Here is a 26,741-nt window from a genome sequence, read left to right on the forward strand (position 1 = left end):
AAACTGTTTGTGAATTTATATTAAGCGAGATTAGTTGTAGAATCATACCCCGATTCAGCAACGCCAAAATAGCTAATCGAGATAACCTAATTTTTGTAGAATAGAGCCAGCCTCCATCTCAATTTGTTCGAGTTGTTGTGGCGATAATTCTTGTTGCCATCGACCTAACGAATTAGTATTGGCACGAGCAAATTCCTGATAGAGTAAATTTCGTGAATCGGAATCGACAATGTTTAAAAAGTTCAGTAAACGTTCGGCTTCTTCTTTTGGTTTGTTTACCAGGGCCTCATAACGCAGTTCGTAATATTGGGAATCTGGCAAATTAGCCGTTTGTGCCAATATGGCTTCAATATGACATCGCCATGTCCAAATGCAGCGATGAATATCGCTAGTTTCTTCAAACTCATGTTTGCGTTCTGCTTCGATCCAAAAACGAGCATAAGGACCGTGTAAATAACCAGCAGTTTCTCTTTTTCCAGATTTAGCTGAAGCAGCCTGCAACCAAGGTTTTTTGCTATGGGAAAGTGCAGCATCTCTGCCATCTCGAATTATATGTATAAACTTTGCATCTGGAAACGTTCGATACAAGAAGTCTATTAGAAAACAGTTTCGAGGAGTTTTTTCGGCAAATTGAAGGTCGCCATCAAAATGGAGTCGCATTAGCCAAGCATACACCGTACGATAAAACCATTTGGCTTTAATACTGTTCCATTTATTTTCATAAACATATCGTGCTGCAGCTTTCGTAGCTACAGGCTCTAAATGATAAGAAATCTCTGGTAGTTCTGCTATACACGAGCCTAAAAATGTAGTACCAGAACGAGGAGAACCAACAATAAAAATTGGCTGTCGTAGATTTGGTTTTAACGTACACCAAAATCGACGAGCCGACATCGACCGACTTTTATAGCAGTATGTTCTCTTATCTTTGATAGCTGTTTCACGCGCCCAACTTAAAAAGTTGTACCAACTTATCGGCTTGACTCGTGTTGTTAGTTCGGAACTAGACATTGGATTATTTTTCTTATTTGAATAGTAATTTAATCGAGTAATGAAGTGGATAGATGAATTTGATGTGTACAGAATCTATGAGAAGAGCAAATTTTAGTTTTAACAATTATTTATTCATCTTCTTTTTGTTGAATACGTTTTATAATTTTTGCTGGTACTCCCCCAACTACAGTAAAAGGCTCGACATTTTTTGTAACTACGCTCCCAGCAGCGACTACAGCGTTTTTACCGATAATGCAAGGTCCGATTATAGTTGCATTAGTAGCAATCCAAACTCCTTTCTCGATTACTATATCTCTTCCCTCTTTGGGACTTGTCTTTCTTCTTTCATCTTCAAATTTGGTAAAGTCATGCGTACCAGTAATCAAGCACACGTTTTTGCCAAAAAAAACATAATCATTTACGTACACCTCGCCAGAATTGGTATTTACCAGAAAATTATTTTTTTTTACGTTCTCTGATATATGCAGTCTTTCTTTCGGTCCTACAATCATTGGCTCGGTTAAAAATATGTTTTGTACTTCTTGTTTCAGTGCTTCAAAAAAAAAATTAATGAGCTTGTTTTTTATCTTGTGTTTAAAAGTTTTGAGTAAATTCATGTCATTTGTTATTCCTCTTTAAAAAAACAAAGTAAGTTAATTATTAATTTTTCTTGAATGAAAATGGTAGAATCATCGTTTACATAAAACGCCCCATTCTCTTGGTTGATAGAATAGACATCTGCTCATACTTTCTCTTCCGATCACTTTGAATCTAAAAGATGGAACTTTATCTAAACCACAAATTGAACCTTCTTTAATAGAAAAATCTAAATTGTATAGACCTGGTTTTAAGCCAAGATACGGTAAATGAAGTTGTATTTGGTGTTTTCCTACAGGTAAGGCTAGAGGTTTACCATCATTAAAGCTACTTAGATGTAAAACCAGATCGTTTTCTCCCATCATTTCTTTAATAGCAATAAATAAATTTATATTGTTGCTTGCTTTATGAACTTTACAACCTATAGATAAAGTGACCGATTCTCCACTTGTTAATGTCTCTATTGTGTTACCCGAATTGTCTTTAAACTGTACGGAGGTGACATCTAATCCCAAGCTTTCACTCTCCAGCTTTTCTGGTAAAAACATCGAACCAAAAGCTTTATCGCCGCCAATAAAAAACAGCTCTTCTTCGTATTTAGTAATTATTTCGTGGGTGTCGCCCGAGTCGATTAAATTACCTTTTGAAAGATATGCAGCCGATTGGCAGATGTTTAATATCGACTGAGAATTATGACTGACCAAGATAAAAGATTTGCCTGCTTGCAGCAAAGCGACTAGTTTACGTTGGCATTTGCGTCTGAACCTTATATCTCCTACTGCCAACACTTCATCAATCAAAAGAATATCTGGCTCGGTATAAATTGCACTAGCAAAGCCTAGTCTAGCTGCCATTCCCGAACTATATGTCTGCACCGGTGAATCTATCGCTTCACTTATTTCGGCAAACTCAACCACGTCATCAAAGCGTTCGTCGATCTCTTTCTTAGATAATCCTAAAATGGACATGTTGGCATAAATATTTTCTCTGCCTGTAAGAATAGGATTAAACCCCGCGCCTAGAGCAATTAGAGGTGCTACTCTACCTTTTACTCTAACCGTTCCTAGATCGGGTTTGATCAAGCCCGCAATAATTCGCAGTAGAGTCGATTTGCCGCTACCGTTTTTGCCTATTAAACCTACCGACTCTCCTCGTCGTAACTCAAAACTAACATTATCTAGTGCCCAAAATTCGCTAGGTCTTAATTTATCGCTATTTTCTCTCAACCCTAATAAATCACTAGTAATGTCTTGTACTCCATAAAACAGAGAGCGTTTTAAGTCACGACAAAACTTTTTAGAAACACTTTCAACTTTGAGAACGATGTCGTTATCTTGAAACTTTTGAGAAATATTGTGTTCTATAGTACTAGTCATTATGAACTTATCCTCTCAACTATATATGGTATTGACACACAGTAAGTCATCCAAGCGAATAGTAATCCTCCCAAACTGATTGCACTAACTACCCAAAAGCCAACTGGATCTGAAACAATGCCAGTAGTTGCCAGTTCTCTGGTAGTTACTAGTAATGGAGTTACTGGATTGAGATTGACAATGGTACCAAACAGTCCCTGTTTTGGCATTGGATAAACAACAGGAGTTAAAAATAGCCAAAATCCCGTAGCCAGGGTAATACCTTTAGAAAAGTCTTGATATAAAACTCCTAACGGTGCTATTAGCAAACCTATAAAAGTACCTAACAAAATTAAATGAATTAAAGCTACAGGTGCAATTATTACACTCCAACCTATAGGCATTTTGAACCAAATAAATAGCAAAATAATTAAAATTAGCTTGATTCCGAAATTAAAAAAGACTTCTCCTAGCTTGGTTAAAATCAACGCTTCACGAGGAAAATTAATTCTTGCTAACATAGATTTTCCCGAAGTTACGGCTTGCAGCGGACCGTTAAGAGCTTCAGTAAAAGTTTGCCACAAAGTCATACTAAACATGACATAAGCAGGATAGGGTAAGTCAGTTGCACCAATATTGACCACACCGCTTTCTCTGGCAAAAGTAAAGCTAGCTGCTGTCACTACAGCTGGGATAATAGCCCACAAAATTCCTAAAATTGACTGACGGTATTTAGCCTTAATATCTCTAACTAACAACCGCCAGGCTAACTCTCTAGATGCTAGCAAGTCTCGCCACATCTTATAAAACATTTGTTTGGGATGTCTAGTCAGACTTTCTGGTGTATAGATAACTTCCCGTGAATTCCACTTATTTGTCAATTTTTTCGACACTTTTTTACTTCTCAATCTTTTCATGGCTTGGCTGAGTAAATTTTCCAAGAATTGAAGGTAATTTTGTTTGTGCTATGTATATTCTCAAGATGAAAATTAACGGCGGCGGAACTGCTGCATAATGTTGCTAATTCTACTCTCTGATTCTTGTCTATCTTCATTACCATCAGCATTTGAAGCTGATTGATTGTAGTAAGAATCATAGTAAGAGTAAGCATAGTAATCAAATTCAGGATCGACCATATTAGCTACAACTCCAGCAATGTTACATTGACTACTCCGTAAAATTTCTAAAGAGTTACCAATTGCCTTACGATTGACTCTTTGAATACCTGCAATAAAGAGAAAGCTATCTATTTGACTGGCAATACTTTTGGCATCGGCAATTACTCCAATAGGAGGTGTATCGAGAAGTACATAGTCATATGCTTGTTGCCACTGGTTAATTAACTGCTTCATTTTGTCGGAGTTTAATAAAGCAATTGGGTTGGGAGAAGTTTCTCCAGAGGTAATTATGCTGAGGTTTTCTACTGTACCTGTTTGCACGTAGTTAGTCCAGTCTTCTTCTTGAGTAATCGCATCGCTCAATCCACTTTGGTTTGGTAATTGAGCCAATTTGTGTATCTTTGGTTTACGCATATCTGCATCGACAATCAGTACTCGCAAACCAAACTCAGCTAATACCAAGCCCAGGTTATGGGTAATCGTCGATTTACCCTCTGCCGAAGTAGAAGAAGTTATAGCCAAGGTTTTGATTCGACCAGTTTCAATCATTAGGTAGCGTAGATTCATGGCTAAAGAACGCAGACCTTCGGTAAAAGATGAATAGTAAGAGTAAGATCTTCTAGTTGTGTGAATGTTGATGTCAATTTGTGGTTCGTCAACTCTAGGAATAATTCCCAATACGGGCAATTTAGTTAACTGTTTGACTTCTTCTACTTGTTTGACGCGCTGGTCGAGTTGTTGCAATATGAAAGCTGTAGCAATTCCTAAAAAGACCCCAGCAGCAAGAGACATAAACAATCCTTGTTTGATGTCTGGAGAAACAGGTTTACTTGGTAAAAAAGGAGCATTGAGAATACGCCAAGGTGCAGTTTCTCCAGCTTCGGCAATTTCCAATTCTTGTCGTCTTCCTAATAAATAGTTATATGCTTCAGATTTTAGTCCTAGTTGACGCTGTAGTTCTGTATAAGTTTGCTGGAGTTGGGGAATGCTTTGAAAAGTATTTTCTGCTTGTAGTTTGCTTTGTTTTAGACCTGCCAATTCACTTTGTAGAGTAGCAATTTCAGTTTCCAACCGTAGTTTTTGATTGGCAAAAGATAGCAGAATAGAACCCTCAGAATTAATGTCTTCTTGAGCGTTTTTCGCTGTCGTTCCTGAATCGGATTGAGAACTAGAGGCTGTGTTGTCAGCAGTTGCTGAAGCATCAGTCTGCGGTGTTAAAGCTGTATTATTATTTCCTTGAGCTAAAACTACGCGATCGACTATGGCGGGAGAAACCGAATTTCCCAGAACTTGTCGCGCTCTTTCTTTTAATAGCTTTTTAAGTTCTTTTTGTCTTTCTTTTAGGTCTTCCATGACATAATAGCTGTCACGAAAGTTAACTTTACCCAAATTATATTGAGTTTCGATCTCTTTAAGCTCTGTAGCTAGATTGGTATAGACTCCGTCTTGTCCTAGTACTGATGCCGCTACCATAATTTCAGAGTCTTGACCCAGTTCTGCTAGCTGCTTTTCTAAAACTTTTACCTGTTTTTGCTTCAAATCTATGGCTATTTCTGTTCCCCGAATTTGTTCTTCTATAGTTAACTTGGTTCCCGTAGCTAAAGTTGCCGATGCTTCTGGGTCATTTATTTGATTTACCTGACGAAACTGACGTAAAGCTTTAGCTGCATCGTCCAATTCTTCTTGAGCTTTGGGTAGTTGCGAGTTGATAAACTCAATTCCTTTAGTTGCCTGCGATCGCTGCTTTTCTAGACTATAATTTACATAAGTGGAGCCTAAAGCTTCCAAGACAGCCTTGGCTTTTTCAGGGTCGGCATCGGTATAGGAAACTACCAGTACATCAGTAGGTATTTCATTGGTTGCTGCTTGATAAATAGATAAATTACCAACAACTTGAGATACAGAAATATTAGGATAGCGATCTTTGAGATTATCTATTGCTCCTGCCACCATAGAATTACTGCGAAGCACAAAAATTTCAGTAGATAAATCTTTGATGCTGTAAAATTTGCTTGCAGGTGTTTCGGTTGGTGCTACGGAAGCTGCCTGTTGATTTTGAGGAGTTTCCAATAAAATTAGTGTCTCAGAGCGGTATTGAGGGGTTTTTAAAATAGTTGATAAAAAGAATCCCGTAAAAGCAACAATGCCTACTGCTAAAGCTGGTTTCCAACGACGATAAACGATTTGTTTTAAATCTACTAGGGAAAAACTTGTTTCCTGAGAATTTATGTTACTGAAATCGATGATGTCTGGTCTAATTATGTTATTATTCATATTTTGAATTTAGAGCTAGAAATCCGATCTTATTTGACAACTATAGTTACGAACTAAATGATAAATATACCGAGCATAAAAAAGCGATACAGGCTACTAGCTAGCTGTCTTATAGCAAAAGCAATCTGTAACTTTGCCCATTTATGCTAATTTTTTTTAGTATTTAAAGCTTCAGTATTTTTACTAATTTATCTTTCCTGTCATAAATAAGTAGATTGTCTAGTTAAATTCAACTATGAATCTTCCATATTGGTTTCTAGACGTGCCCAAAGCGTACTTTTCCAAATAAAAAAGAATAACATTGAAGAAATTAAAGCACCGAGATTCCACTTAAAACAGCTTTTTAATAAAACCGAGCGTTTTTGCGAGCGTAAAGCTTGGGATTTGTTTCGTAACTCTATTTGTTTGTTTTGTAGTTTTTCGACAATTTCAGTTTTGAGTCGAGCGGGATTTATAGAATCAGTAATATTAACTTTTTGACTGGCTTGCTGTTGTAAAATCGCTCCAATCTCGTTAGCAGAATTAGCTGACTTAATGCGTTCTTGAAAACTTTCCATAGCATCTATTTGTCCTACAACACGACTATTTACTTCGGCGCTGTGCTGGTAATAAATACGAAAGCTATTAGTAATGCTTAGTGGAATCATGAGTAGCAAAACTATTGATGCGATTAAACATAGTCGAGACAACCACCTAAGTATCAAAAATTCTATAGGTGCGCGATCGCTTCTCTCGCCATAATAAACCAAAACTATGCCTAAAAGCGATACGGGAATTCGTTCGATAATTGCACCTATAGTTTGGAATTCCCAAACAGGGTTCATTAACTGTGGTGGAATTAGCAAAAAAAACAAGTCGATTAATGCCAAGATTAGTAAGCCATAGCCAACTAAGCGTAAAATTCCCGAAGAAAATATTTGTCGCTCCTGTGAAATATTCATGGTTAGTTTTTGTGCTTAACTAGTTAAGAATTTAAACTCGTCCAGTATAATGGCAAAATTTCTAAAGTAGGGATTGACAATTATAAAATAAAAATTATCTAGCGATTACAAACCAGGAAAACGAGGCTGCCACCAACGATACCATTCTATCCAAGCCGCTTCTAAAGTTTCATAAGCTGTCTGAAGATTAGTTTTGTCCTTTGACATAGATAGATGAGTCCACAAACAACGACGGTCGCGAATACTAGCATTTCCCCAGAGCCAATTCCACCACACTTGAAGCTTGAGATCGTGTCGATAGCGATTGAGTGAAAATTGCTGGTGGGTAACATTACTCTGGCTGCGGGGACTAATACAGCTACTAAGATAGGCGCGATCGCCACTGGTAAATAGGTAGTGATAGCCGATGTCTTCTAATCGTACTAGTTTACCTTTATCTACATCTTGGGACTTAGTATCCGTATAGCTAGCAATATACTTTTTTATATCTCCTCTAGTGCCCACGATATAACGTAGTTCTGCTTCCAGGTGAACTAGATTTTTATATTTTCTAACTTCTGAATCGTCGGTATCGGATGCTTGACGACGGTAGTGATAGCTGGCTGCTACCGCAATCTCTTCATTATTATTATCTGGCTCAGATGAGACCTTCAAAGTTTGACGAGCGGTTTGTTGCCACGAATTTAAAGCAATGCGGTTGGGCAATGCCATCGATTTTACCTGACGATTGCCTACTGTTGGTGTAAACAAACTAGATAAAACAATCGCGCCAAGACTAATACCAGTAGCAGCATGAATCAAACTGCGCCACTGATGTTTACCTACAATATTATTCATCTTATTTGGGTGCTGTCTGCTAAAAATTTAAAGTTTAAAAAAGATATTTTTAGGTTTCAATTTTTAGTTCTCGCTGCTGCACTATCCAGTAGCAAAAGAGTGAAAAGATAACCACGGCTAAAGTAGAAAAGATTTGAGAACCTTCAGAACCATGCCAATAATCAAATTCAGCAGGTTTGGGAATTGCCAGGGTTAAAATACAAACTCGAATTACTCCCAAAATAAATCCGACCACTATCGAGATAACAGGTAAAAACAAGCGTTGCGTTTGTTCTAACGGCATCAAAATCGACAGCAGTAGAGCCAGCTTGAGCATCAAGAGAATCATTGGACCTCCAGTACACGGATAAAGTATAGTTGCTTGAAACTCTCCAAAATTGGGCAAAAAAAGCAGCACTTCATTCCCCTGATTGGCAACATTAAAACCAAAATAATACAGTAGATAAGTAGCAACTTTGGCTGTCCAGAGGGAGATATCAGTCTGGCGATCGAGAAAATATCCCATCGCTCCCACAGGAAAAAAGAGGAACGCGGTAAAAAATAGTTCTCGCCAATACTGAAGTAATCCTTTAAATCCAGAAGCTATAACCGCTAGAGCGATCGCCGCACTAAAGGGAAGTATCGGTAGTAATGTCGATTCAAACCAAAACAAGGTAATAGTTTTTGTCATTACTATTGAAAGCCAAAACCAACCTACAAAGCTTGAAATTAGACCGCTATCGTAACTGAATCGATCGCGCTTATACCAGAGCGACCATAGAATTACCGCCCAAAATAAACTATCTGTTGTTAGACGATCTAGATCTGTAGTAGTTCTCCAGATTAAGTTGAGATAGAGAATACTCAGACTAATTAAGCTAAAAAACAGCCAGAAGCGATCGCGCTTTTGTCGTGTATCGATCTTTGTAGTCATATTTACTTAATTAATTCTTTCTCATAAAGCGAGCCAAATTGTTTTGCAGTTGGAAAAACCAGAATGCGTTTGAGGAAGCTATTGCTCATAAATGAAAGTTCAACTTAACTTAAGCTCTCGGAGCAAACAACTGTTGAGTTAAAAATTGGTCTTTAAAATTTTGGCATAACTCTACTGCATTTGTCGCGATCGATTTAATAACACTCTTAAGTAGATGAGTGAGACTAATTTTTCAGTAATGTTACTTTTACTGTTTCAATTTTGCCTATTACCAACACATAGAGCAACGAGCAGAACCTCTCTCGATAAATATATTCGAGAAAGCATAACTCAACGAAACTAGTCTGCTTATAACTAGTTGCTATAAATATTGAACTCGATCTTTGTACGGTATTTTTTTCTTTTAGAAGACTTCAGTGTTTTTGAGGATTAAAATACAAAACTTTCAATAGCCCACTTAATATAAATTTGATAAATACAAAGATAAATACGTAAATTTTTAATCGTTGCTTTAAATAATTATCGGTACTTTATCGGATTACCAAAATAACGACATAATCTTTAAACAAAAATACCTAAACTTTATTGCATATTTACATTTTAGACCTTTGTTTCTTTGATAATCAGCAATAGATAAGTAAAAACGCTATACAAAAAAAATCTAGTTATTTAATCAAATTAAGCGTTTTCAACTAATAAAACCATTATTTAAATCATTATTTATTGCTAATTACAGAGGATTATTATGGAAAATATGCAAGCTGGGCAAATGGCTCATCCCAACGATACAAGCAAAGCCAACGAACATCAAGCCCTTTTAGATTTAGTTCCTACCGAGACTGCAACTCACACCGCTATTGCTAGCGGCAGCTGGTTCGATCCTAATACTTGGAAAGATGGTGTAGTTCCCACAGCAGGTGCAATTGTCCATATCCCAGAAAATATTAGCGTCACTTATGAGGGCTACTCCGATGCCCCAATTTTTGCCCTACGAGTAGATGGCAATTTAACTTTCACAGCAGAAAATGGTACAGATACCAAAATTGTTGTCGATACATTATATACAACTACTAAAAGTCATTTTGAAATTGATGCTGACGCTACTACTGATGGTACCGTCGATATCGAAATCCGCCCCTTTGATATTGAAGCTCATAAAGCAATGGGAGCATTAGGTTGGAATATGGCAGCTATGCAACATTACAGTGATGGTGCTACTGTCACCGATACTGGTGCTGGCACTCGTCGCACCAGAGACTATGAAACAGTTGAGGATGGTGCTGGGGTTCTTGGCAGATATAACTGGGATCCCAAACAATTATCTCTCGGTATTGTTACTCATGGTGCTGTCCGTATAAATGGTCGGGAGAAACTTGCCAAAACTACTGCATCCGAAGTTGCTATGACTGGAGATATCAGCATCGAACTGGGAGATGTTCCCAGTGGTTGGCAAGTCGGCGATCGAATTGTCATAGTTGGTACACACTATGTAGAACGCGAAGCTAATACAGGCGAATCTCTCGGTAGCCAGGATGAAATTCGCACAATTACTCAAATTGATGGTAATAAAATTACTTTCGATCGCGCTTTAGATTTTAACCATGACACCCCTCGCGAGGGACTCGATGCCTATGTAACTAATTTAACCCGCAATATCAAAGTTCATAGTTCTACCGATATCTCAATTGAAGGCGTGCTTGAAGCTGATGATGTAGGTGATGTTGCCACTACCCTCGGTCATGTAATGTTCATGCACAATGAAGACGTGCAGGTAAGATATGCTGCCTTTGACGATTTAGGGCGCACTAATAAAAATGACGTTCTCGACGATTTTCAACGCCAAGGCTTCGATGGTCTAGATGCCGAGCGGAAAACTGAAAACGGCGAGTGGGTAACAACCCCTGTCAATCAGATTACTAATATACGTGGTCGCTATGCCGTTCATTTACATCGTGCTGGAGCCACGGCAACCGATAGTACCGCTTTAATACAAGGTTCGGTAATTACTGGAGGTCCTGGTTGGGGCTTTGTCAGCCACGATAGCAGTGCTGATTTTTATGACAATATTACCTACGGCGTGTTGGGTACAGGTTTTATGGCTGAAACAGGTAATGAGACAGGTACCTGGGCTCGTAATATCGCCATCAACACTTATGGTGCCGATTACAACGACCGTATTTTTACTCCTTCAGGCGATAAATATCTCTTTGAGAACAACAGCACCGATCTAACTACGATTCTCGAAAAACGCGGATCTTGGAAAAACCACGATATGGGTCACTTTGGCGATGGATTTTGGTTTCAGGGCAAGCTAATTAATGTTGTTGATAATGTTTCAGCTAACTCTGGATTAGACGGTTACTTTTACATGTTTCGTGCTCCAGATCAAATTAACGTCGATCCTAATGTTTTGGTAGAGCCATTATCCGTTCATAGTCCCGACGGCATCCATCCTTTTGCGCCAGGACTAAATGTTTTTGTAGGGAATGAGTCTATTGCCGATACTCGTGGCTTAGAAATGATCGGTATTGGCGGAGGGAGAACTAATGACGAACGTTCGGTAATTAATAATTTTACTGCCTGGGAAGTCGGAGATGTTGGTACGGGTGCTCAATATTATCCAGGCTATACCATTAAAAACTCTACCTTTATTGCTTCTACCAACCCTAAAGCTAATGCTGCCGATGGAGTTCTTTGGCGACAAGTACAAGTTGACACGGTGCTAGCTAATCTAGAAATTATCGGTTTTGACCAACAGTACGATCTACGTAAAAAGTGGTCTAGTGGCACTCTCAGTCAGCAAGGATTTGACGACCCTTACACTGTTATCAAAGAGGCTCTTGCTAATGGCGAACCCAATCCTCTACCCAATGGTTATGCTCATGTTTTGATCGATTCTGGATTCACTGCTGCCCAAGCTTCACAGAGTCAGTTTATGGGTAGTACCTTCGATCGCAATTACGATTTAATTCTCACTAGTGCCGACTTAGAGATTGGACGTTTTGAGATCGAGCTAGACGATCGCTCGCTCAAAATAGACCTCGACAATAAAAACATTACTTATGGTACGGCTCCTGACGATCCTGTCCGTCCTACTTTGCAAGAAGGTCATGTTTTGTTACTTAAAGGTACTAAAACAGATAGCATTGGCACTATTCCTATCGATTATCTTAACAACTCCTTAGTTTGGCATGAGGATGCGGTACAACATCGCCTTGAAACCTTTGGTTACCATCAGATGGCAAACGGATCTATTGGCGTTATTTTAGCCGAGCTATTCTCCGATCGCTACACTGCTGAAAAACATATCGTACAATTTGTTGCCGAGTTAGATCCCCGCTGGGAAATAATGGATGGTATTAATTTGGGAGTCTTCAATTCTGCTGACTATCCTAATGTTTATATACCTGAGTTTTTACTCAATCCCGAAGGTATTTCTTTATTCGCTCCAGCTACTTCTACTGATGGAATTTATCGAATTGCCGTTGGTGGTGGAGAATTTACCGATCTTAACGGAAAGGTTTGGGCTGCAGATTATGGATTCTCTGGAGGCACAGCTTATTACAAAGCTCAAGAAATTGCCAACACTGACAACGATAAAATTCACTATGGCAAGCGAGCTGGTAACAATTTTTCATATGATATCGAACTGTCTAACGGTACTTATGACGTAGCTCTACACTTTATGGAGCCTAGAAGTGATGCTCAGATTGGTAGTCGCGTATTTGATGTCTATGCAGAAAATAACTTGATGCTCGACAACTATGACATAATGGTCGCGCTTGGTGCTGAAGCTGCTCCTCTGACAGCTATTACTACTACTTTGAGCAATATTAAAGTAGTTGATGGAATACTCGACCTCGACTTTTCTAATGTTGCTGGTCTACCCGTTACCCTTTCAGGTATCGAAATTTCTCCAGTCACTCCAGATGATACTCCTACAAATCTTCCCACCGTTGGCGAACAAATTGCTAAACTGACAGCTTCTGATGCAGCAGCAAACGATATGTTTGGTATGGCTGTGGCAATTGATGGCGAGACTATGGTTATTGGTGCTCTATTAGATGATGACAATGTTACCAATAGCGGTTCGGCATATATCTTTACTAAAGATACAGATGGTAACTGGATAGAAACGGCTAAACTGACAGCTTCTGATGCAGCAAATAATGACCAGTTTGGTCGCAGTATCAGTATTGATAACGATACTATGGTTATTGGTGCTAGATATGATGACGATAACGGTAGCAATAGCGGCTCGGCATACATCTTTACTCGTCAAGCCAATGGCAATTGGACTCAGTCTGCCAAACTAACTGCTGCTGATGGTGCAAGGGGCGATGAATTTGGCTCTGTTTCTATTAGCGGCAATAATGTAGTCATCGGTGCTTTTGGTGATGACGATAAGGGTAGTAATAGCGGTGCAGCATACATCTTTACCCAACAAGCAAATGGTAGCTGGACTCAGTCTGCTAAACTAACTGCTGATGATGGAGAAAGTGGTGATGAACTTGGTCGTCGTTCGATTGCTATTAATGGCAATACAGCAATTGTTGGTGCTCGTGGCGATGACGACAACGGTAGTAACAGCGGCGCAGCATATATCTTTACCCAGCAAGCTAACGGCAGTTGGACTCAGACAGCCAAACTCAAAGCTGCTGATGCAGAAAGCAACGATTTATTTGGGATGTCTGTTTCTATTGATGGTGATACCGCAGTTGTCGGTTCTCGATATGATGATGATAAGGGTAGTAATAGCGGCTCGGCATACATCTTTACTCGTCAAGCCAATGGTAATTGGACTCAAACTGCAAAATTGACTGCCGATGATGGAGAAAGTGGTGATGAATTTGGCTATTCTGTCTCTATCAAAGATGATACTTTAATTATCGGTGCTTGGCAGGATAAAGATGGTGCTAGCAATAACGGCTCGGCATACATTTTTACTCGTCAAGCCAATGGTAATTGGACTCAGACAGCCAAACTCAAAGCTGCTGATGGAGCAGATGGTGATAAGTTCGGCTATTCTGCTACTACTGATGGCAATAACGTAGTCGTTGGAGCTTTTGAAGATGATGGTATTGGTAGTAATAGTGGCTCGGCATATGTCTTTTCACTAGGACACAATCCCTCTGATAATTTAACTCCTGTTGTCGTAGCCGACACCATTACCGTCGATGAAAACAGTACTAATAATGCTATTGATGTTCTGGCGAATGATACTAGTTTCGGTGATGGCTTGATGTCATTGAGTGCCGATCCTACTAGCATAAATGGCGGCACTATCTCGATCGACGATCGAGGTACAACCGATGCTACTGACGATCTTCTTGTTTACACTCCCGCTACCGACTTTAGTGGTACCGATCTCTTTTCTTACAGTATTATTGACACCAACGGTGATGTAGCAACTACTGATGTAACGGTCACAATTAATCCAGATACATCAGAAAATTCTCCACTTCGGATTGACGTTGGCGGACGTGGATTTACTGACATCAATGGCAATGTTTGGCAAGCTGATTATGGCTTCCAGGGGGGGTTAGATCATTATAGGACGCAGGAAATTGCTGGCACTGACAACGATGAAATTTTCTATGGCAAACGTTATGGTAGAAATATCTCTTACGACATTGCTATGGAAAACGGTAATTACGATGTTGTAATTCATATGATGGAGCCACAAAGTGATGCTGCGGTTGGTCGTCGGGTTTTTGATGTCTACGCCGAACAAGAATTGGCAATGGATAACTACGATATTTGGGCGGATATGGGAACTAATGCTGCTCCTATAACTGCCGTATCTGTTACTTTACCTAATATTACCGTTACTGATGGCTCTCTTGACTTAGACTTCGCATCCGAAATTGACTCGTATCGTCCTGTTAATTTCGCTGGAATTGAAATATATTCTTCTATCTAATAGTCTTCTATAGCTTTGCTAGATGTATTGCTATCGTATAAAATTGAAGCTTTTTTCAAATAGATACAAGTTTTAATCGATTTAGCTTATATTCCTTGTCAAAAGTCTGGTTTTAAATCGTCCGCAGTCTAGTAATTATAAAGAAGGGTTGGGTCAGTTGCGATCGCAGTTTACTCAACTCTTTTTTTCGGCAAATTGCTGTACCTTAAATGAGCTTAGAAGAATTAAGTCTAAGAGAATTTTTCTTAACCAGCAATGCCACAATAGAACTAAAACTATTTATTTAACGATTATTTTAAATCGATCGATCGCTTGTGCATTATGAATACTTCAAATAATTCTAATAAACATCAATCGAAACTTATCCGTCTCAAAGCAATCGAAAAAATCTATGGTAGCGGTAATACTGCCGTTCATGCTTTAGATAAGGTAGATCTGACTATCTTAAAGGGTGAGTATTGCTCGATTATGGGTGCTTCTGGTTCTGGTAAATCTACGGTAATGAATATTATCGGTTGCTTAGATCGCCCTACTAAAGGCAATTACTATTTAGATAACGTAGCCGTCGCAAAACTTTCTGACGAAGAACTAGCCACGATTCGCAACCGTAAAATCGGTTTTGTCTTTCAACAGTTTCACTTACTGCCTCAAGTTAGCGCGTTGGAAAATGTGATGTTACCGATGGTATATGCAGGGGTATCTAGTCGAGAAAGACGCGATCGCGCTGTAGAAGCTCTAACTAAAGTTGGTTTAGGCAATCGACTTCATAATAAACCCAATCAGCTTTCAGGAGGACAGCAACAGCGTGTGGCGATCGCTCGTGCGATCGTCAATCGTCCTTTGTTATTATTAGCCGACGAACCGACTGGTGCTTTAGATTCTCAGACTACCAAAGAAGTATTAAATATTTTTGGCGAACTTCACGACAGCGGTATTACTGTAGTTATGGTGACTCACGAACCCGATGTAGCACGTTTGACCAAAAGAATTATTTGGTTTAAAGATGGACGGGTAACTCACAATCGTCTTAGTCCAGAGGAAATGCTAGAAGTAGCGGTTGCTTCCTAGAGTAAAGGCAACAGATAAGAGATTTAGACATATAAAAGATTTAGATGGTTTTAGCAATGCTGTATATCTGTATATCTTTAACAAGATAAAAAAATAGGGACGTTGCTAAAAACGCCCCCCGTATATATAAATTGCCTAGCTGTAAATTTTAGCGATCGCGTTCTGCTAGATCTTTACTCGATTTTTCAATCTCAATCGTAGATACCGCGAGTTTATTTTGTGGTGCCTGTTGGACAATCGCTGACTGGAGAATTGGAGTACTCGTAACTGAGTCGCTAGCAAGAGTAAATAGGGGATTGGATAAAATTCCTGCTAGAGAAGTAACTACTGTTGCCAGAACTATACCTACCTGCAAAGGACGCATTCCAGGAATATTCCAACGAATCGGCGGATAGTTTTTTACCGACTCAGACATTTCATGAGGTTCTTTGACAACCATCATTTTGACAACGCGAATGTAGTAGTAAATTGACACTACACTAGCGATCAAGCCTAATAATACTAGGGTATACAAACCTGCTTGCCAGCCAGCCCAGAAAAGATAAATCTTACCGAAAAAGCCAGCTAATGGTGGAATTCCGCCTAAAGAAAGTAGACAGATACTCAAACACAGGGTTAGTAAGGGATCTTTTTGATATAGTCCTGCATATTCGCTAATTTGGTCGGTACCAGTACGAAGTGAAAAGAGAATGATGCAGGTAAATGCCCCCAGATTCATAAACAGATAGACCAGCAAATAGAATATCATTGCTGAATAGCCAGTATCGGTACCCGCAATCAAACCAATCATAATAAAACCAGCTTGAGCAATGGAAGAATAAGCCAGCATCCGCTTAATACTAGTTTGAGCCAAGGCTACAACATTACCTAAAATCAAACTGAGAAGTGCCAGGGCGGTAAAAATAAAGTGCCACTGTTCGGTAACTGCGCCATAAGCGGTAACTAACAAGCGAATTGCCAGGGCAAAACCCGCCGCTTTTGAACCAACAGAGAGAAACGCTACTACGGGTGTGGGAGAACCTTCATAGACATCTGGTGTCCACTGGTGGAAAGGAACGGCAGAAATTTTGAAGGCGATACCAGCAATAATAAAGACTAGAGAAATTGCCAATCCCAAGGAACGTCCAGAACTGATATCGGTAATTGCTGAGGCGATCGCATCGAGATTGGTTTCGCCTCCAGACAAACCATACAGCAACGAAATTCCATAGAGAAAAATTGCCGAACTAGAAGCCCCAATTAACAGATACTTTAACGCGGCTTCGTTAGAACGAGGGTCGCGTTTCATGTATCCCGTCATCAGGTAAGAGGAAATACTCAACATCTCTAGGGAGATAAACACCATCGTTAGTTCGTTTGCCCCCGAAAGAAACATCCCGCCAATGGTTGCTGAGAGCAAAATGCCAATAAATTCGGCTAGAGATGTTCCTGACTGCTGAATATAGCGAATTGACATCGGGATAGTCACCGCAGCCGATAGAGCGACGATACCGCGAAAGACAATACTAAAGTTATCGCTACTAAAAGAACCTAAAAAAGCAATAGGTTCGGGAGTGTCCCATTGGAAAACTAATGCCACGACTGAAGCCAGCAATCCTGCGATCGCCACATAGGGCAACCAGCGATAGGAACTACGTCCTGCAATTAAATCTCCGATTAAAATCACCATTAAGGTGGCAATGATAATACCTTCGGGTAAGATGGTTCCTGCGTTAAGCTGTGAAGCAATATTACTAGAAAAATCCATATTGTTGGAATAGAGGAAAGTAAATAGGGTCGAATAATTACGATCGAAAAGCTTTACAAAGGATTGTAACCTGCAAGCTGCTTGATTCTCTAGGGAATAATATCTGCTTGTCAGTAAAAAAAGAATAGAAACTTTAGATCGATTTTGGTTATGTTGAAATTAAACTTAGGTAAAAGAACTCATATTTTAAAACTTTAGGTTTGGAATGCAGAATGCGACTTTCATTGACACCGCCGTAAATAACGGTGTAACTACGACTAAAAACCAATTTCGGTCTGGAGACTATATATTGGAGACTAGATAAGTCTATATATCTATATATCTGAAAATAAACCTCTATAAAAGATCGACCTCTGTTATTTTACTGCGTTAGCTCGATTTTCTATGTCAACTCTTGTTATTGTCGAATCACCTACTAAAGCTCGTACTATACGTAATTATTTACCTTCCGACTATCAGGTACAAGCCTCGATGGGTCACGTGCGCGATTTGCCTCCCTCGGCAGATGAAATTCCTCCTGCCTATAAAGATAAAGAATGGAAAAATTTGGGAGTAAACGTTGAAGATAAGTTTCAACCGATTTATGTCGTACCTAAGTCGAAAAAGAAAGTCGTCAGCGAACTTAAAGCTGCCCTAAAAGCTGCAGACGAATTGATACTGGCTACGGATGAAGACCGCGAAGGCGAAAGCATTAGCTGGCATCTACTAGAAATACTAAAGCCTAAGATCCCCGTCAAGCGTATGGTATTTCATGAAATTACTCGCGAAGCCATTCAACAGGCACTAAAAGACTGTCGCGATGTGGATGAAAATTTGGTCCACGCTCAAGAAACTCGCCGAATTTTAGACCGTCTGGTAGGTTATACTGTTTCCCCACTGCTGTGGAAAAAGATTTCTAAGGGACTGTCGGCAGGGAGAGTTCAGTCGGTAGCGGTACGTTTGTTAGTAGAGAGAGAAAGAGAACGCCGTGCTTTCCAGTCTGGAGGATATTGGGATTTAAAGGCTCTTTTGGAACAGGATAAAGACCCCTTTGAAGCTAAATTAATTACCCTAGACGGCAAAAAACTGGCTACGGGTAGCGATTTCGACCCCGATACGGGAAAAATTGCCGAAGGTAAAGATGTGGTGCTGTTAGATGAAGCCGAGGCAAACAAGCTCAAAGATAGTCTGATTTCCAAGTCTTGGACGGTAAGCAACCGAGAAGAAAAGGCTACCAAACGCCGCCCCTCTTCTCCTTTTACTACTTCGACTCTGCAACAGGAATCTAACCGCAAACTGGGAATTTCGGCTAGAGAAACGATGCGAATAGCTCAAAAGCTCTACGAACAAGGCTATATCACCTATATGCGAACCGATTCGGTTCACCTGTCCAAACAGGCGATCGCCGCTGCCCGTAGCTGTGTCGAAAATATGTATGGCAAAGAATATTTAAGTCCCAAAGCTCGTCAGTACAGCACTAAAAGCAAAGGGGCGCAGGAAGCACACGAAGCAATTCGTCCTGCGGGCAATACGTTTCGCACTCCCCGAGAAACTGGTTTGGGCGATCGCGAATTTAAACTCTACGATCTAATTTGGAAGCGTACCGTCGCCTGTCAGATGGCAGATGCCAGATTGACTCAAATTGCCGTCGATATCGATGTCGAAAATGCCGTCTTTCGCGCTAACGGACAGCTAATCGATTTTCCTGGATTTTTCAGGGCATACGTCGAAGGTTCTGACGATCCCGATGCAGCTTTGGAAAACCGCGAATCACCTTTACCTCCTTTAAAAGTTGGCGATAAACCCGACTGTAAAGACATAGAAGCGATCGGACACGAAACCCAACCGCCAGCCAGATACACCGAGGCATCTTTGGTCAAAACTCTAGAAAAAGAAGGTATCGGTAGACCCAGTACGTACGCCAGCGTTATGGGAACCATTAGCGATCGCGGCTACGTACAGATGCGCGGTAAGGCATTGATCCCCACTTTTACCGCCTTTGCCGTTACCAGCCTATTAGAAGAACACTTCCCCGATCTGGTAGATACTGATTTTACTTCCAAAATGGAAGAAACTTTAGACGAAATTGCTAGAGGCGGTGCGGAGTGGCTACCCTATCTGCAAAAATTCTATCAGGGAGATGAAGGCTTGCGGAATCAAATCGATCTTAAAACCGAAGCCATCGATCCCGCTACGGCAAAAACTATCAAACTAGACAATCTAGATGCCCAAGTTCGCATCGGTCGTTATGGTCCCTATATCGAAATTACTAACGGCGAAGAAGAACTAAAGGTTTCAATTCCTGTAGACCTTACTCCAGCCGATCTTAACCCCGAACAGGTAGAAACTCTCGTCCGCCAAAAAATGGCAGGACCAGAAAAAGTAGGACTGCACCCCGAAACTGACGAACCAATCTATTTAAAGACAGGTCCCTATGGCGATTACGTCCAGTTAGGAGACAAAACCGACGATCGCCCCAAACCCAAACAAATTTCCATACCTAAAAACGTCAAAAAAGAAGATGTCACTTTAGATATGGCAGTGGGCTTGTTATCTTTGCCCCGACTGTTAGGAGAACATCCAGGTACGGGCGGTAAAATCAAAGCGGCGATCGGACGTTTTGGTCCTTATGTAGTTCACGAATTTAAAGACCCCGAAGAGAAAAAAATCAAAAGAGACTATCGTTCGTTAAAAGGCGAAGATGATGTTTTAACGGTTAGTTACGATCGCGCTATGGAATTATTATCTCAACCCAAGCGATCGCGTCGTGGCGGCACGAAAAAACCTCTCAGAGAGTTGGGAGAGCATCCAGAAGACAAAGAGCCAGTAAATGTCTATAAAGGACCTTACGGTAACTATGTCAAACACGGCAAGATCAACGCTGGTCTGCCTAAAGATGAAACCGTAGAAGGTATTACTCTAGAAAAGGCTTTAAAACTACTAGCAGAAAAAGCAGCTACCAAAAATACTCGCAAAACCACCAAAAAGAAAACTACTACTAAAAAAACTACAGCTAAGAAAAAGACTACCAAGACTAAAAAATCATCATCGTAAATGTATTGTTTTTAATCTTTGCTATTTCCATAGCCTTACAAATCCAGCTTGCTCAAAATGACGGGCGTTTGTTAAAGCTAGTGAAAAACATATAATCGCAGGAGTGAAGAGAAAATAAGTTTAGTTATAATTCTCTTCTACTCTTTGCTTCATGCTCGCCACTTATTGTATTATCCGCCGTATTCCCAACCAGTGGTTTCGAGTAAAAGCTGCTTACCTTCGCGGTGTATGCCAGAAGCGACTACTTCTCCTACATAAACAGTATGATCGCCTTCTTCTACCGTACCCACGACATTACATTCAATGTAGCCTAGTGAATCTTTAATAATCGGACAGCCTGTAGCTTCACCCTGGTAAAATTCTACATCTTCAAATTTATTACCCACGCGAGATTTGGGTTTAAAAAAGGAAGCAGCTAAATCTTTTTGTCCTTCATCGAGAAAGCTGATAGCAAACACTCCAGTATTTTTAACCATCTCGTGAGAACCAGTACCTTTTTTGACGCAATTAACTACTAAAGGTGGTTTAAATGAAGACTGCATCAACCAGCTTACGGTAAACCCATTCATTTCTTCCCCATCTTTGACACCACAGATATAAAGACCGTGAGGAATCTTGCGTAACATGGTTTTTTTTGCTTTTTCGTCTAGCAAAATTATTACTCCCAATAATATGATTATGTTTGTGTTTCGACGATTAGTTTATCAAGCTTCAGCCTTACGGCAAACTCTACTTTAGTTATAAAGTGTTTTGGCTGTTTAGAAAGATAACTTCGCTGTGACGGAAGCTATATATTTAATTTTTAGTCCGAGATCGATTGAGATAATATTCTCCTCTGGGAAATAAATCGGTATTGCGCGGTTGGGGTTTGCCGTCTTTGGCATGAGAAAACATACGGACGCTAGCATTTTTAATATCGCGGCGCATGGCGGCTAGATCGAATCCTGCCTTAGTTAAAAAATCTATGACTTTGGGGCGATCGAATTTAGCTAGTAGTCGATCTTTATTAAACTCTACGGGATGTTCGCTGCCAATTAAAATCCAAAGATTGCCACCCATGCCAACTCTAGTAACATGGGGAAAAACGCTACGCATAGTTTGAAGTGTACCCGCTCCTACATCCCACTCGACAAAAAATCCCCCTGGTTTGAGGCGCGATCGCACTTCTTGGAAAAACTCAGCCGAATAAAGCATTCCCGCACGCGATCGCCAGGGCTGGATAGCATCAGCTTCAATAATATCGAATTTGCGCTCGGCGTGGATTAACTCTCTGCGTCCATCACCGATAATAATTTCATAACGCGGATCGGCAAACAAATAGCTGAGGGGTTTGCCAACAGGAGTGTGAGAATATTCTTTGAGTACGGGGAGTTCTGCACCTAAAAGCTCTACAATGCGGATATATTCAGTATCGGGATTGACACCGATGGTATGAGGCGTACCACCAGAACCCAAACCGATTATCATGATTTCGGTTGGCTGAGGATGTAACAAAGCGGGTACGCTACCGAGTAAGCCATGCAGGTGTAAATAGGGAAAATTTGCCTGTATTTGCCCACTAGCGAACAGTACGGCTTTTTTATTTGGTTGGGTTTCGGCGATCGCCGCTACGCTAGTAGAATCTTCGGCATGAATAAAGTAAGCATCAGGTTTGACTCCCTGCAAAGCAGCCCAAAGACGATTGTTATTGGGAAAAAAGATAATTGTAACTATTAGAACTAGTGCCAAAACTGTAGTAAATTTAAACCGCAGCCACTTAGGACGCATAGCGATAATAAAGCCCAAGCCTAATACGGCTAAAAGTCTTAAAGAACCAGCAGTTCCTAACTTGTCTAGCAACAATAAACCCGTTGATAAACCTCCCGTCGTATTGCCCAAAATATTGAACAGCATCAAAAAACCTACTCGTCTGCCGATGCGATCGCGCTCTGTTTGTACGGCTTTTTGTACGATGGGAAAATAGAAGCCCAAGAGCAAATTAGGTATAACCATCATTACTGTAGGCACGACTAGATATTTAAACCATACTGCCCCGTCGAGATGATTGGGATCGATAAAACCAATGTCCGAGCGCAACCCTGGATGCTGCTGCCAATAGATACTAATACCCCAGATGGCGATCGCGCTATATGCCGCAACCATTCCTTGAATCAATAAAAATACCTTTTTTGGCTGACGAATGTGTTTAACCGCCCTCGCGCCCAACATACTGCCTACGGCATTACTAACTAAGACAAAAGCTAAGAGGTGAGCGTAAGTATAAGCATTAGACTGCAAGGCAATATCCAGCACCCGAAACCAAATAATTTCCAGGCTAATAGCTGCAAAACCCGAAAGAAAAACTAATAAATACCATTGTTTTGCCGAACGAGTTTGAGGCTGTATCTCAGAGTTTGCTAGCTTGGTGGTTTTTTGCCTTCGATCTTTAAACCAAAAACATAAAATTAATGCCGATATTCCTACTACAGCACTAGAAGTTGCTCCCAAATAGACCGTTCCTGCATAGCCTAGTGTGCCGACAATATACCAGCCAGAAATTAGAGTACCCAACCCCGAACCCAAAGTATTAACTCCATATAGCCAGCCAATACGGGAAGCCACTTTATTAGTACTGTGGCTAACTGCCCTAGAGAGTAAAGGCAGAGAAATTCCCATTAGAGTTGTGGGAATTAATAGGCTGAAAAAAACGATTGCTAAAGTTATGGGTAAAGAGTCTGCTAGATAATTAAACTTAATAAACAACAAATCGTAAAATAACCAACGGCTAAAAACCGCAAAAGCAGCAATTCCCAAATTACAACAGCCATAAATTCTTACCCGTTGACGATTGGTCAAAGAGTCGCCAATTATCCCACCCAAAGTATTACCTACCCCCAACCCCAACAAATAGGAAGTCACGATAATTGTTGCCGAACGTACGTCAGAACCAGAAAATAAGCCTAACATTCGCTGCCACGCAACTTGATACAGTAGGGCATTAAAGCCAGAGATAAAAAATAGAAAAAATAAAACTGATAGTATTTTTGAGTCGCGCCTAGGAGCGATCGCCGTAAGTTTAGAAATCATTAAAAGCTAATAGATACATAGACAATTACCGAGCGTTCTACTGAACGGCAGTTTGCCATAAAGTTTTGATAGAGCTACTGGCGATCTAGCCCGCTTTCTACAGACAAAACACATAGATCTGCCAATTGAGACTTATATTTTAATAGGTTTTCAAAATCAGAATTGGTATGATTGCAAGAATTTTTTAGACAACTAAACACATAAACGTGTCGCTTCTAATCAATTGAGTGTTACTTGCTATTACTGTTAAATTCTGATTTTTAATAAACGAGCGAATACAATTGTCGGTTTTTAGACGATTATTAATAAATGAAATAATTTTAAAAAACTGCCATGCCAATCTATGCCATTTTGTCTTTAAAGCCGCTCAACGACCCCGTAGCGGTTTTTCTCTCGATTTTAGTGATTATGCTGATCGCGCCTTTATTGTTCGAGCGAATACAGCTTCCTGGAATTGTGGGTTTGATTATCGCAGGGGTAATTGTCGGTCCCGAAGGCATTGGTCTTTTAGAACGCAGTAGCAATATTATTCTTTTGGGTACGGTGGGCTTGCTGTTTCTGATGTTTATGGCAGGATTGGAAACTAGCTTAGACGACTTCAAAGAGAATGGCGATCGGGCAGCTATTTTTGGCATAGCAACATTTATCGTACCGATGGTTATCGGGACACTCGCGATGATGATGGTAGGTTATGGTTTTCTGGCAGCTATTTTGGTAGCTTCCTGTTTTGCTTCCCATACTTTACTAGCTTTACCCGTTCTCAATAAATTGGGTATTATGCGTACTCCTGCGGTCAATATGACTTTAGGAGGAACTTTAATTACCAATGTTTTAGCTTTATTGGTACTGGCAGTTGTAGTCAAAGCTCATTCTGGAGAATTAACTCTTGGTTTTTGGCTGTTTCTCATTCCCGCACTAACTATTTATACCTTTGCCACCTTATGGGGCGTACCCAAAATTGGACGCTGGTTTTTTCATCGTTTCGGACACGACGAAAGTGCAGAATTTATTTTTGTACTAGCTAGTTTGTTTGTCGTTTCCTACATTGCCAACTTAATCGAAATCGAACCCATTATCGGTGCATTTTTAGCAGGGATTGCTCTAACTCCTTTGATCCCCCAACTAAGTCCGTTAATGAATCGGATTCAATTTATCGGCAACACTTTATTCGTGCCGTTTTTCTTGATTTCGGTAGGAATGTTAATCGATCCTAAAATTTTAATTAGCGAACCCAAATCGTTGCTAATTGCAGCAGTAATGATTGTTGCCGAAGTAATTGCTAAGTTTATCGCTGCCTGGGGAACGGGCAAATGGTTTAAATTAAAGTTTCCCAGCATTATGGTAATGTTTGGACTTTCCATCGCTCAAGCAGCTTCTACTCTGGCTGCGGCTACAGTAGCTTATGAAATAGAATTAATCGATCGCACCACAGTCAACGGCATTGTCGCGATGATTCTCTTTACCTGTATTGCTTCTCCCTGGATTACCGAAAAGTGGGGCAAACAAGTCAATTCCAGTACAGATAAAATTCCCGTAGCCAAGCAAAAATCATCAATTTCTCAACGAGTTTTGATTCCCGTTGCCAACCCCAACACCGAAGACAATTTGTTAAACTTGGCTTTAATTTTGTCTAAAGCAGCCCAGGGAACTCTTTTACCCCTTCATGTCTTAAGCGATCGTGACGTAATTGGGAACAATTCCGCAATTTCAGAAGCCAGAACTCAGCAGTCACAGTTGTTAGCTGCTGCTGAAACTATTGCCCATGCTGCCAATGCCGAGGTAGAAACCATCGGTAGAGTCGACGATCGCATCGATCGCGGTATTGTCCGTACGGCAGTAGAACGTCAGGCTTCACTAATTGTCTGTGGTTGGAAGGGCTATTCTACTTATAAAGAAAACTTTTTTGGAGGAACCCTCGATAATGTAGCAATAAAAGCTTCCGTACCCGTTTTAATCGCTCGTTTTGCCCAACCTATTGCCACTACCGCCAGAGTTTTTCTAGCAGTAACCAAACGTCAGGCTTTTTCTACAGAATTTAAGTCAATCCTGGAAATTGCCCAATTGATGTCTGCCGAACTCAAAGCCAGTCTTCAGGTTTTATTGGTAATTAGTGACAAGCAAAGCAAATTATCAGAGACAGAAATAACTCGACTTGCCACAGATACTTTAATCGCTCAGACACAAGGTAATTTAATCAAAGAAGTTTCTCAGAGAATACACCGCAACGATTTATTGCTATTGGTAGTTAACACTTCCAAACAAAAGTTACAGAGTAGATCGGCGGTAGGCACGATTCCCGAAATAATTGCCCGTTCGCATCAAGATACCTCCGTTTTAGTGCTGCATTTTCCCAATTGATTGCCACAGTTTTTTAAAAGCCTCTATTTGCCAGAAAAAATAGACGGTACATCTCTAAATAAGCAAATAATACCGATAAAAATTTACTATAGCGATAAGTTTATTCAATTGTAAGTGGTCAATTTGCGATCGCTCGCACAAAAAATAGTCGTGGCTAGAAAACTGTTGGTTTTTAAGTAGAAAACAAGTTTAACTTATCATTTTTCAAGCATTTCAGTAGTGTTTTTTTGCTTATTTGTTAATTATATAAATTGCATTTTTGAATTCTAGCGATTAAAGTTCCCTAAAATTATAAGGTTAATTATGGTGGAGATAACAAGAGGCAAGATATTAGGCTTTTAAAATGGAGCAGCGATTTATTAAAGAAAATTTTGGCAAAATCAAGTCAAAGATATAAATAAAGAAATAAAAAATAGAGGTTTTTGAGGTCAACCCAAAATTATTCAGATCGAATCAAAATTTTAGACGAATTTTGGGAATTTTAAATGTAGCCGAACATAGATCTGGCGATCGCTAGC

Annotated in this window: 15 protein-coding genes; 4 read left to right on the top strand and 11 right to left on the bottom strand. The window is 40.1% G+C overall.

Annotated elements, in window-relative coordinates; genetic code table 11:
• Positions 1-72: 72 nt before the first annotated feature.
• The 8 genes from KV40_RS07405 to crtA all read right to left on the bottom strand — a co-directional run bounded on the left by KV40_RS07405 (position 73) and on the right by crtA (position 9,028).
• Entirely contained in the window at positions 73-1,011 is a 939-nt protein-coding gene (locus KV40_RS07405) for a sulfotransferase (RefSeq protein ID WP_036479501.1), read from the bottom strand.
• A gap of 110 nt (positions 1,012-1,121) precedes the next feature.
• A complete protein-coding gene (locus KV40_RS36930) occupies positions 1,122-1,610 on the bottom strand; it encodes an acyltransferase (RefSeq protein WP_036479504.1) in 489 nt (162 codons plus the stop codon).
• A gap of 72 nt (positions 1,611-1,682) precedes the next feature.
• Positions 1,683-2,966, bottom strand: a complete 1,284-nt coding sequence (locus tag KV40_RS07415; RefSeq protein ID WP_036479507.1) for an ABC transporter ATP-binding protein — start codon at positions 2,964-2,966, stop codon at positions 1,683-1,685.
• A complete protein-coding gene (locus KV40_RS07420; RefSeq protein ID WP_052055449.1) occupies positions 2,966-3,862 on the bottom strand; it encodes an ABC transporter permease in 897 nt (298 codons plus the stop codon). The genes KV40_RS07415 and KV40_RS07420 overlap by 1 nt, the downstream gene beginning before the upstream one ends.
• Positions 3,863-3,934: 72 nt before the next feature.
• The gene (locus KV40_RS07425) at positions 3,935-6,337 is read right to left on the bottom strand and encodes a polysaccharide biosynthesis tyrosine autokinase (protein WP_036479512.1); all 2,403 of its coding nucleotides are present in this window, start codon (positions 6,335-6,337) and stop codon (positions 3,935-3,937) included.
• A 233-nt stretch (positions 6,338-6,570) separates the two neighbouring features.
• Positions 6,571-7,278, bottom strand: coding sequence for an HpsJ family protein (locus tag KV40_RS07430; protein ID WP_036479515.1), 708 nt, complete (start codon positions 7,276-7,278; stop codon positions 6,571-6,573).
• Positions 7,279-7,383: 105 nt separating this feature from the next.
• Positions 7,384-8,115, bottom strand: coding sequence for a cyanoexosortase A system-associated protein (locus KV40_RS31955; protein WP_052055450.1), 732 nt, complete (start codon positions 8,113-8,115; stop codon positions 7,384-7,386).
• Positions 8,116-8,164: 49 nt separating this feature from the next.
• Positions 8,165-9,028 (bottom strand): cyanoexosortase A, encoded by an 864-nt coding sequence (gene crtA / locus KV40_RS07440; protein ID WP_156113973.1) that lies wholly within the window; start codon positions 9,026-9,028, stop codon positions 8,165-8,167.
• Between the two features lie 745 nt (positions 9,029-9,773).
• Between crtA and KV40_RS31960 the strand changes: the two genes are divergently transcribed.
• Complete coding sequence (locus tag KV40_RS31960) at positions 9,774-14,951, top strand: malectin domain-containing carbohydrate-binding protein (RefSeq protein WP_052055451.1); 5,178 nt, start codon at positions 9,774-9,776, stop codon at positions 14,949-14,951.
• Between the two features lie 321 nt (positions 14,952-15,272).
• On the top strand, positions 15,273-16,019 hold the full coding sequence (locus KV40_RS07450; RefSeq protein ID WP_036479518.1) for an ABC transporter ATP-binding protein: 747 nt from the start codon (positions 15,273-15,275) through the stop codon (positions 16,017-16,019).
• A 148-nt stretch (positions 16,020-16,167) separates the two neighbouring features.
• Here KV40_RS07450 and KV40_RS07455 read toward each other — a convergent pair whose 3' ends face one another.
• Complete coding sequence (locus tag KV40_RS07455; RefSeq protein WP_036479521.1) at positions 16,168-17,766, bottom strand: NAD(P)H-quinone oxidoreductase subunit N; 1,599 nt, start codon at positions 17,764-17,766, stop codon at positions 16,168-16,170.
• 384 nt (positions 17,767-18,150) lie between these two features.
• On the opposite strand from KV40_RS07455, the gene topA reads away from it, so the two are divergent.
• Positions 18,151-20,799, top strand: a complete 2,649-nt coding sequence (gene topA, locus KV40_RS07460) for a type I DNA topoisomerase (RefSeq protein WP_036479525.1) — start codon at positions 18,151-18,153, stop codon at positions 20,797-20,799.
• Positions 20,800-20,969: 170 nt separating this feature from the next.
• On the opposite strand, the gene KV40_RS07465 is transcribed toward topA, so the two are convergent.
• Both KV40_RS07465 and KV40_RS07470 read right to left on the bottom strand, forming a co-directional pair.
• A complete protein-coding gene (locus KV40_RS07465) occupies positions 20,970-21,452 on the bottom strand; it encodes a flavin reductase family protein (protein WP_036480667.1) in 483 nt (160 codons plus the stop codon).
• A 142-nt stretch (positions 21,453-21,594) separates the two neighbouring features.
• On the bottom strand, positions 21,595-23,865 hold the full coding sequence (locus tag KV40_RS07470; RefSeq protein WP_036479527.1) for a fused MFS/spermidine synthase: 2,271 nt from the start codon (positions 23,863-23,865) through the stop codon (positions 21,595-21,597).
• 333 nt (positions 23,866-24,198) lie between these two features.
• On the opposite strand from KV40_RS07470, the gene KV40_RS07475 reads away from it, so the two are divergent.
• On the top strand, positions 24,199-26,223 hold the full coding sequence (locus tag KV40_RS07475; RefSeq protein WP_036479530.1) for a cation:proton antiporter: 2,025 nt from the start codon (positions 24,199-24,201) through the stop codon (positions 26,221-26,223).
• Positions 26,224-26,741 lie beyond the last annotated feature (518 nt).

The organism is Myxosarcina sp. GI1 (assembly GCF_000756305.1).
GTDB lineage: Bacteria > Cyanobacteriota > Cyanobacteriia > Cyanobacteriales > Xenococcaceae > Myxosarcina.

Bases quoted from the DNA above. Each gene is read 5' to 3' on its own strand.
- KV40_RS36930 (WP_036479504.1), bottom strand. From the start codon at position 1,610: ATGAATTTACTCAAAACTTTTAAACACAAGATAAAAAACAAGCTCATT.
- KV40_RS07475 (WP_036479530.1), top strand. From the start codon at position 24,199: ATGCCAATCTATGCCATTTTGTCTTTAAAGCCGCTCAACGACCCCGTA.
- KV40_RS31960 (WP_052055451.1), top strand. From the start codon at position 9,774: ATGGAAAATATGCAAGCTGGGCAAATGGCTCATCCCAACGATACAAGC.
- KV40_RS07455 (WP_036479521.1), bottom strand. From the start codon at position 17,766: ATGGATTTTTCTAGTAATATTGCTTCACAGCTTAACGCAGGAACCATC.
- KV40_RS07430 (WP_036479515.1), bottom strand. From the start codon at position 7,278: ATGAATATTTCACAGGAGCGACAAATATTTTCTTCGGGAATTTTACGC.
- KV40_RS07405 (WP_036479501.1), bottom strand. From the start codon at position 1,011: ATGTCTAGTTCCGAACTAACAACACGAGTCAAGCCGATAAGTTGGTAC.
- topA (WP_036479525.1), top strand. From the start codon at position 18,151: ATGTCAACTCTTGTTATTGTCGAATCACCTACTAAAGCTCGTACTATA.
- KV40_RS07450 (WP_036479518.1), top strand. From the start codon at position 15,273: ATGAATACTTCAAATAATTCTAATAAACATCAATCGAAACTTATCCGT.
- KV40_RS07420 (WP_052055449.1), bottom strand. From the start codon at position 3,862: ATGAAAAGATTGAGAAGTAAAAAAGTGTCGAAAAAATTGACAAATAAG.
- KV40_RS07425 (WP_036479512.1), bottom strand. From the start codon at position 6,337: ATGAATAATAACATAATTAGACCAGACATCATCGATTTCAGTAACATA.
- KV40_RS07470 (WP_036479527.1), bottom strand. From the start codon at position 23,865: ATGATTTCTAAACTTACGGCGATCGCTCCTAGGCGCGACTCAAAAATA.
- crtA (WP_156113973.1), bottom strand. From the start codon at position 9,028: ATGACTACAAAGATCGATACACGACAAAAGCGCGATCGCTTCTGGCTG.
- KV40_RS07415 (WP_036479507.1), bottom strand. From the start codon at position 2,966: ATGACTAGTACTATAGAACACAATATTTCTCAAAAGTTTCAAGATAAC.
- KV40_RS31955 (WP_052055450.1), bottom strand. From the start codon at position 8,115: ATGAATAATATTGTAGGTAAACATCAGTGGCGCAGTTTGATTCATGCT.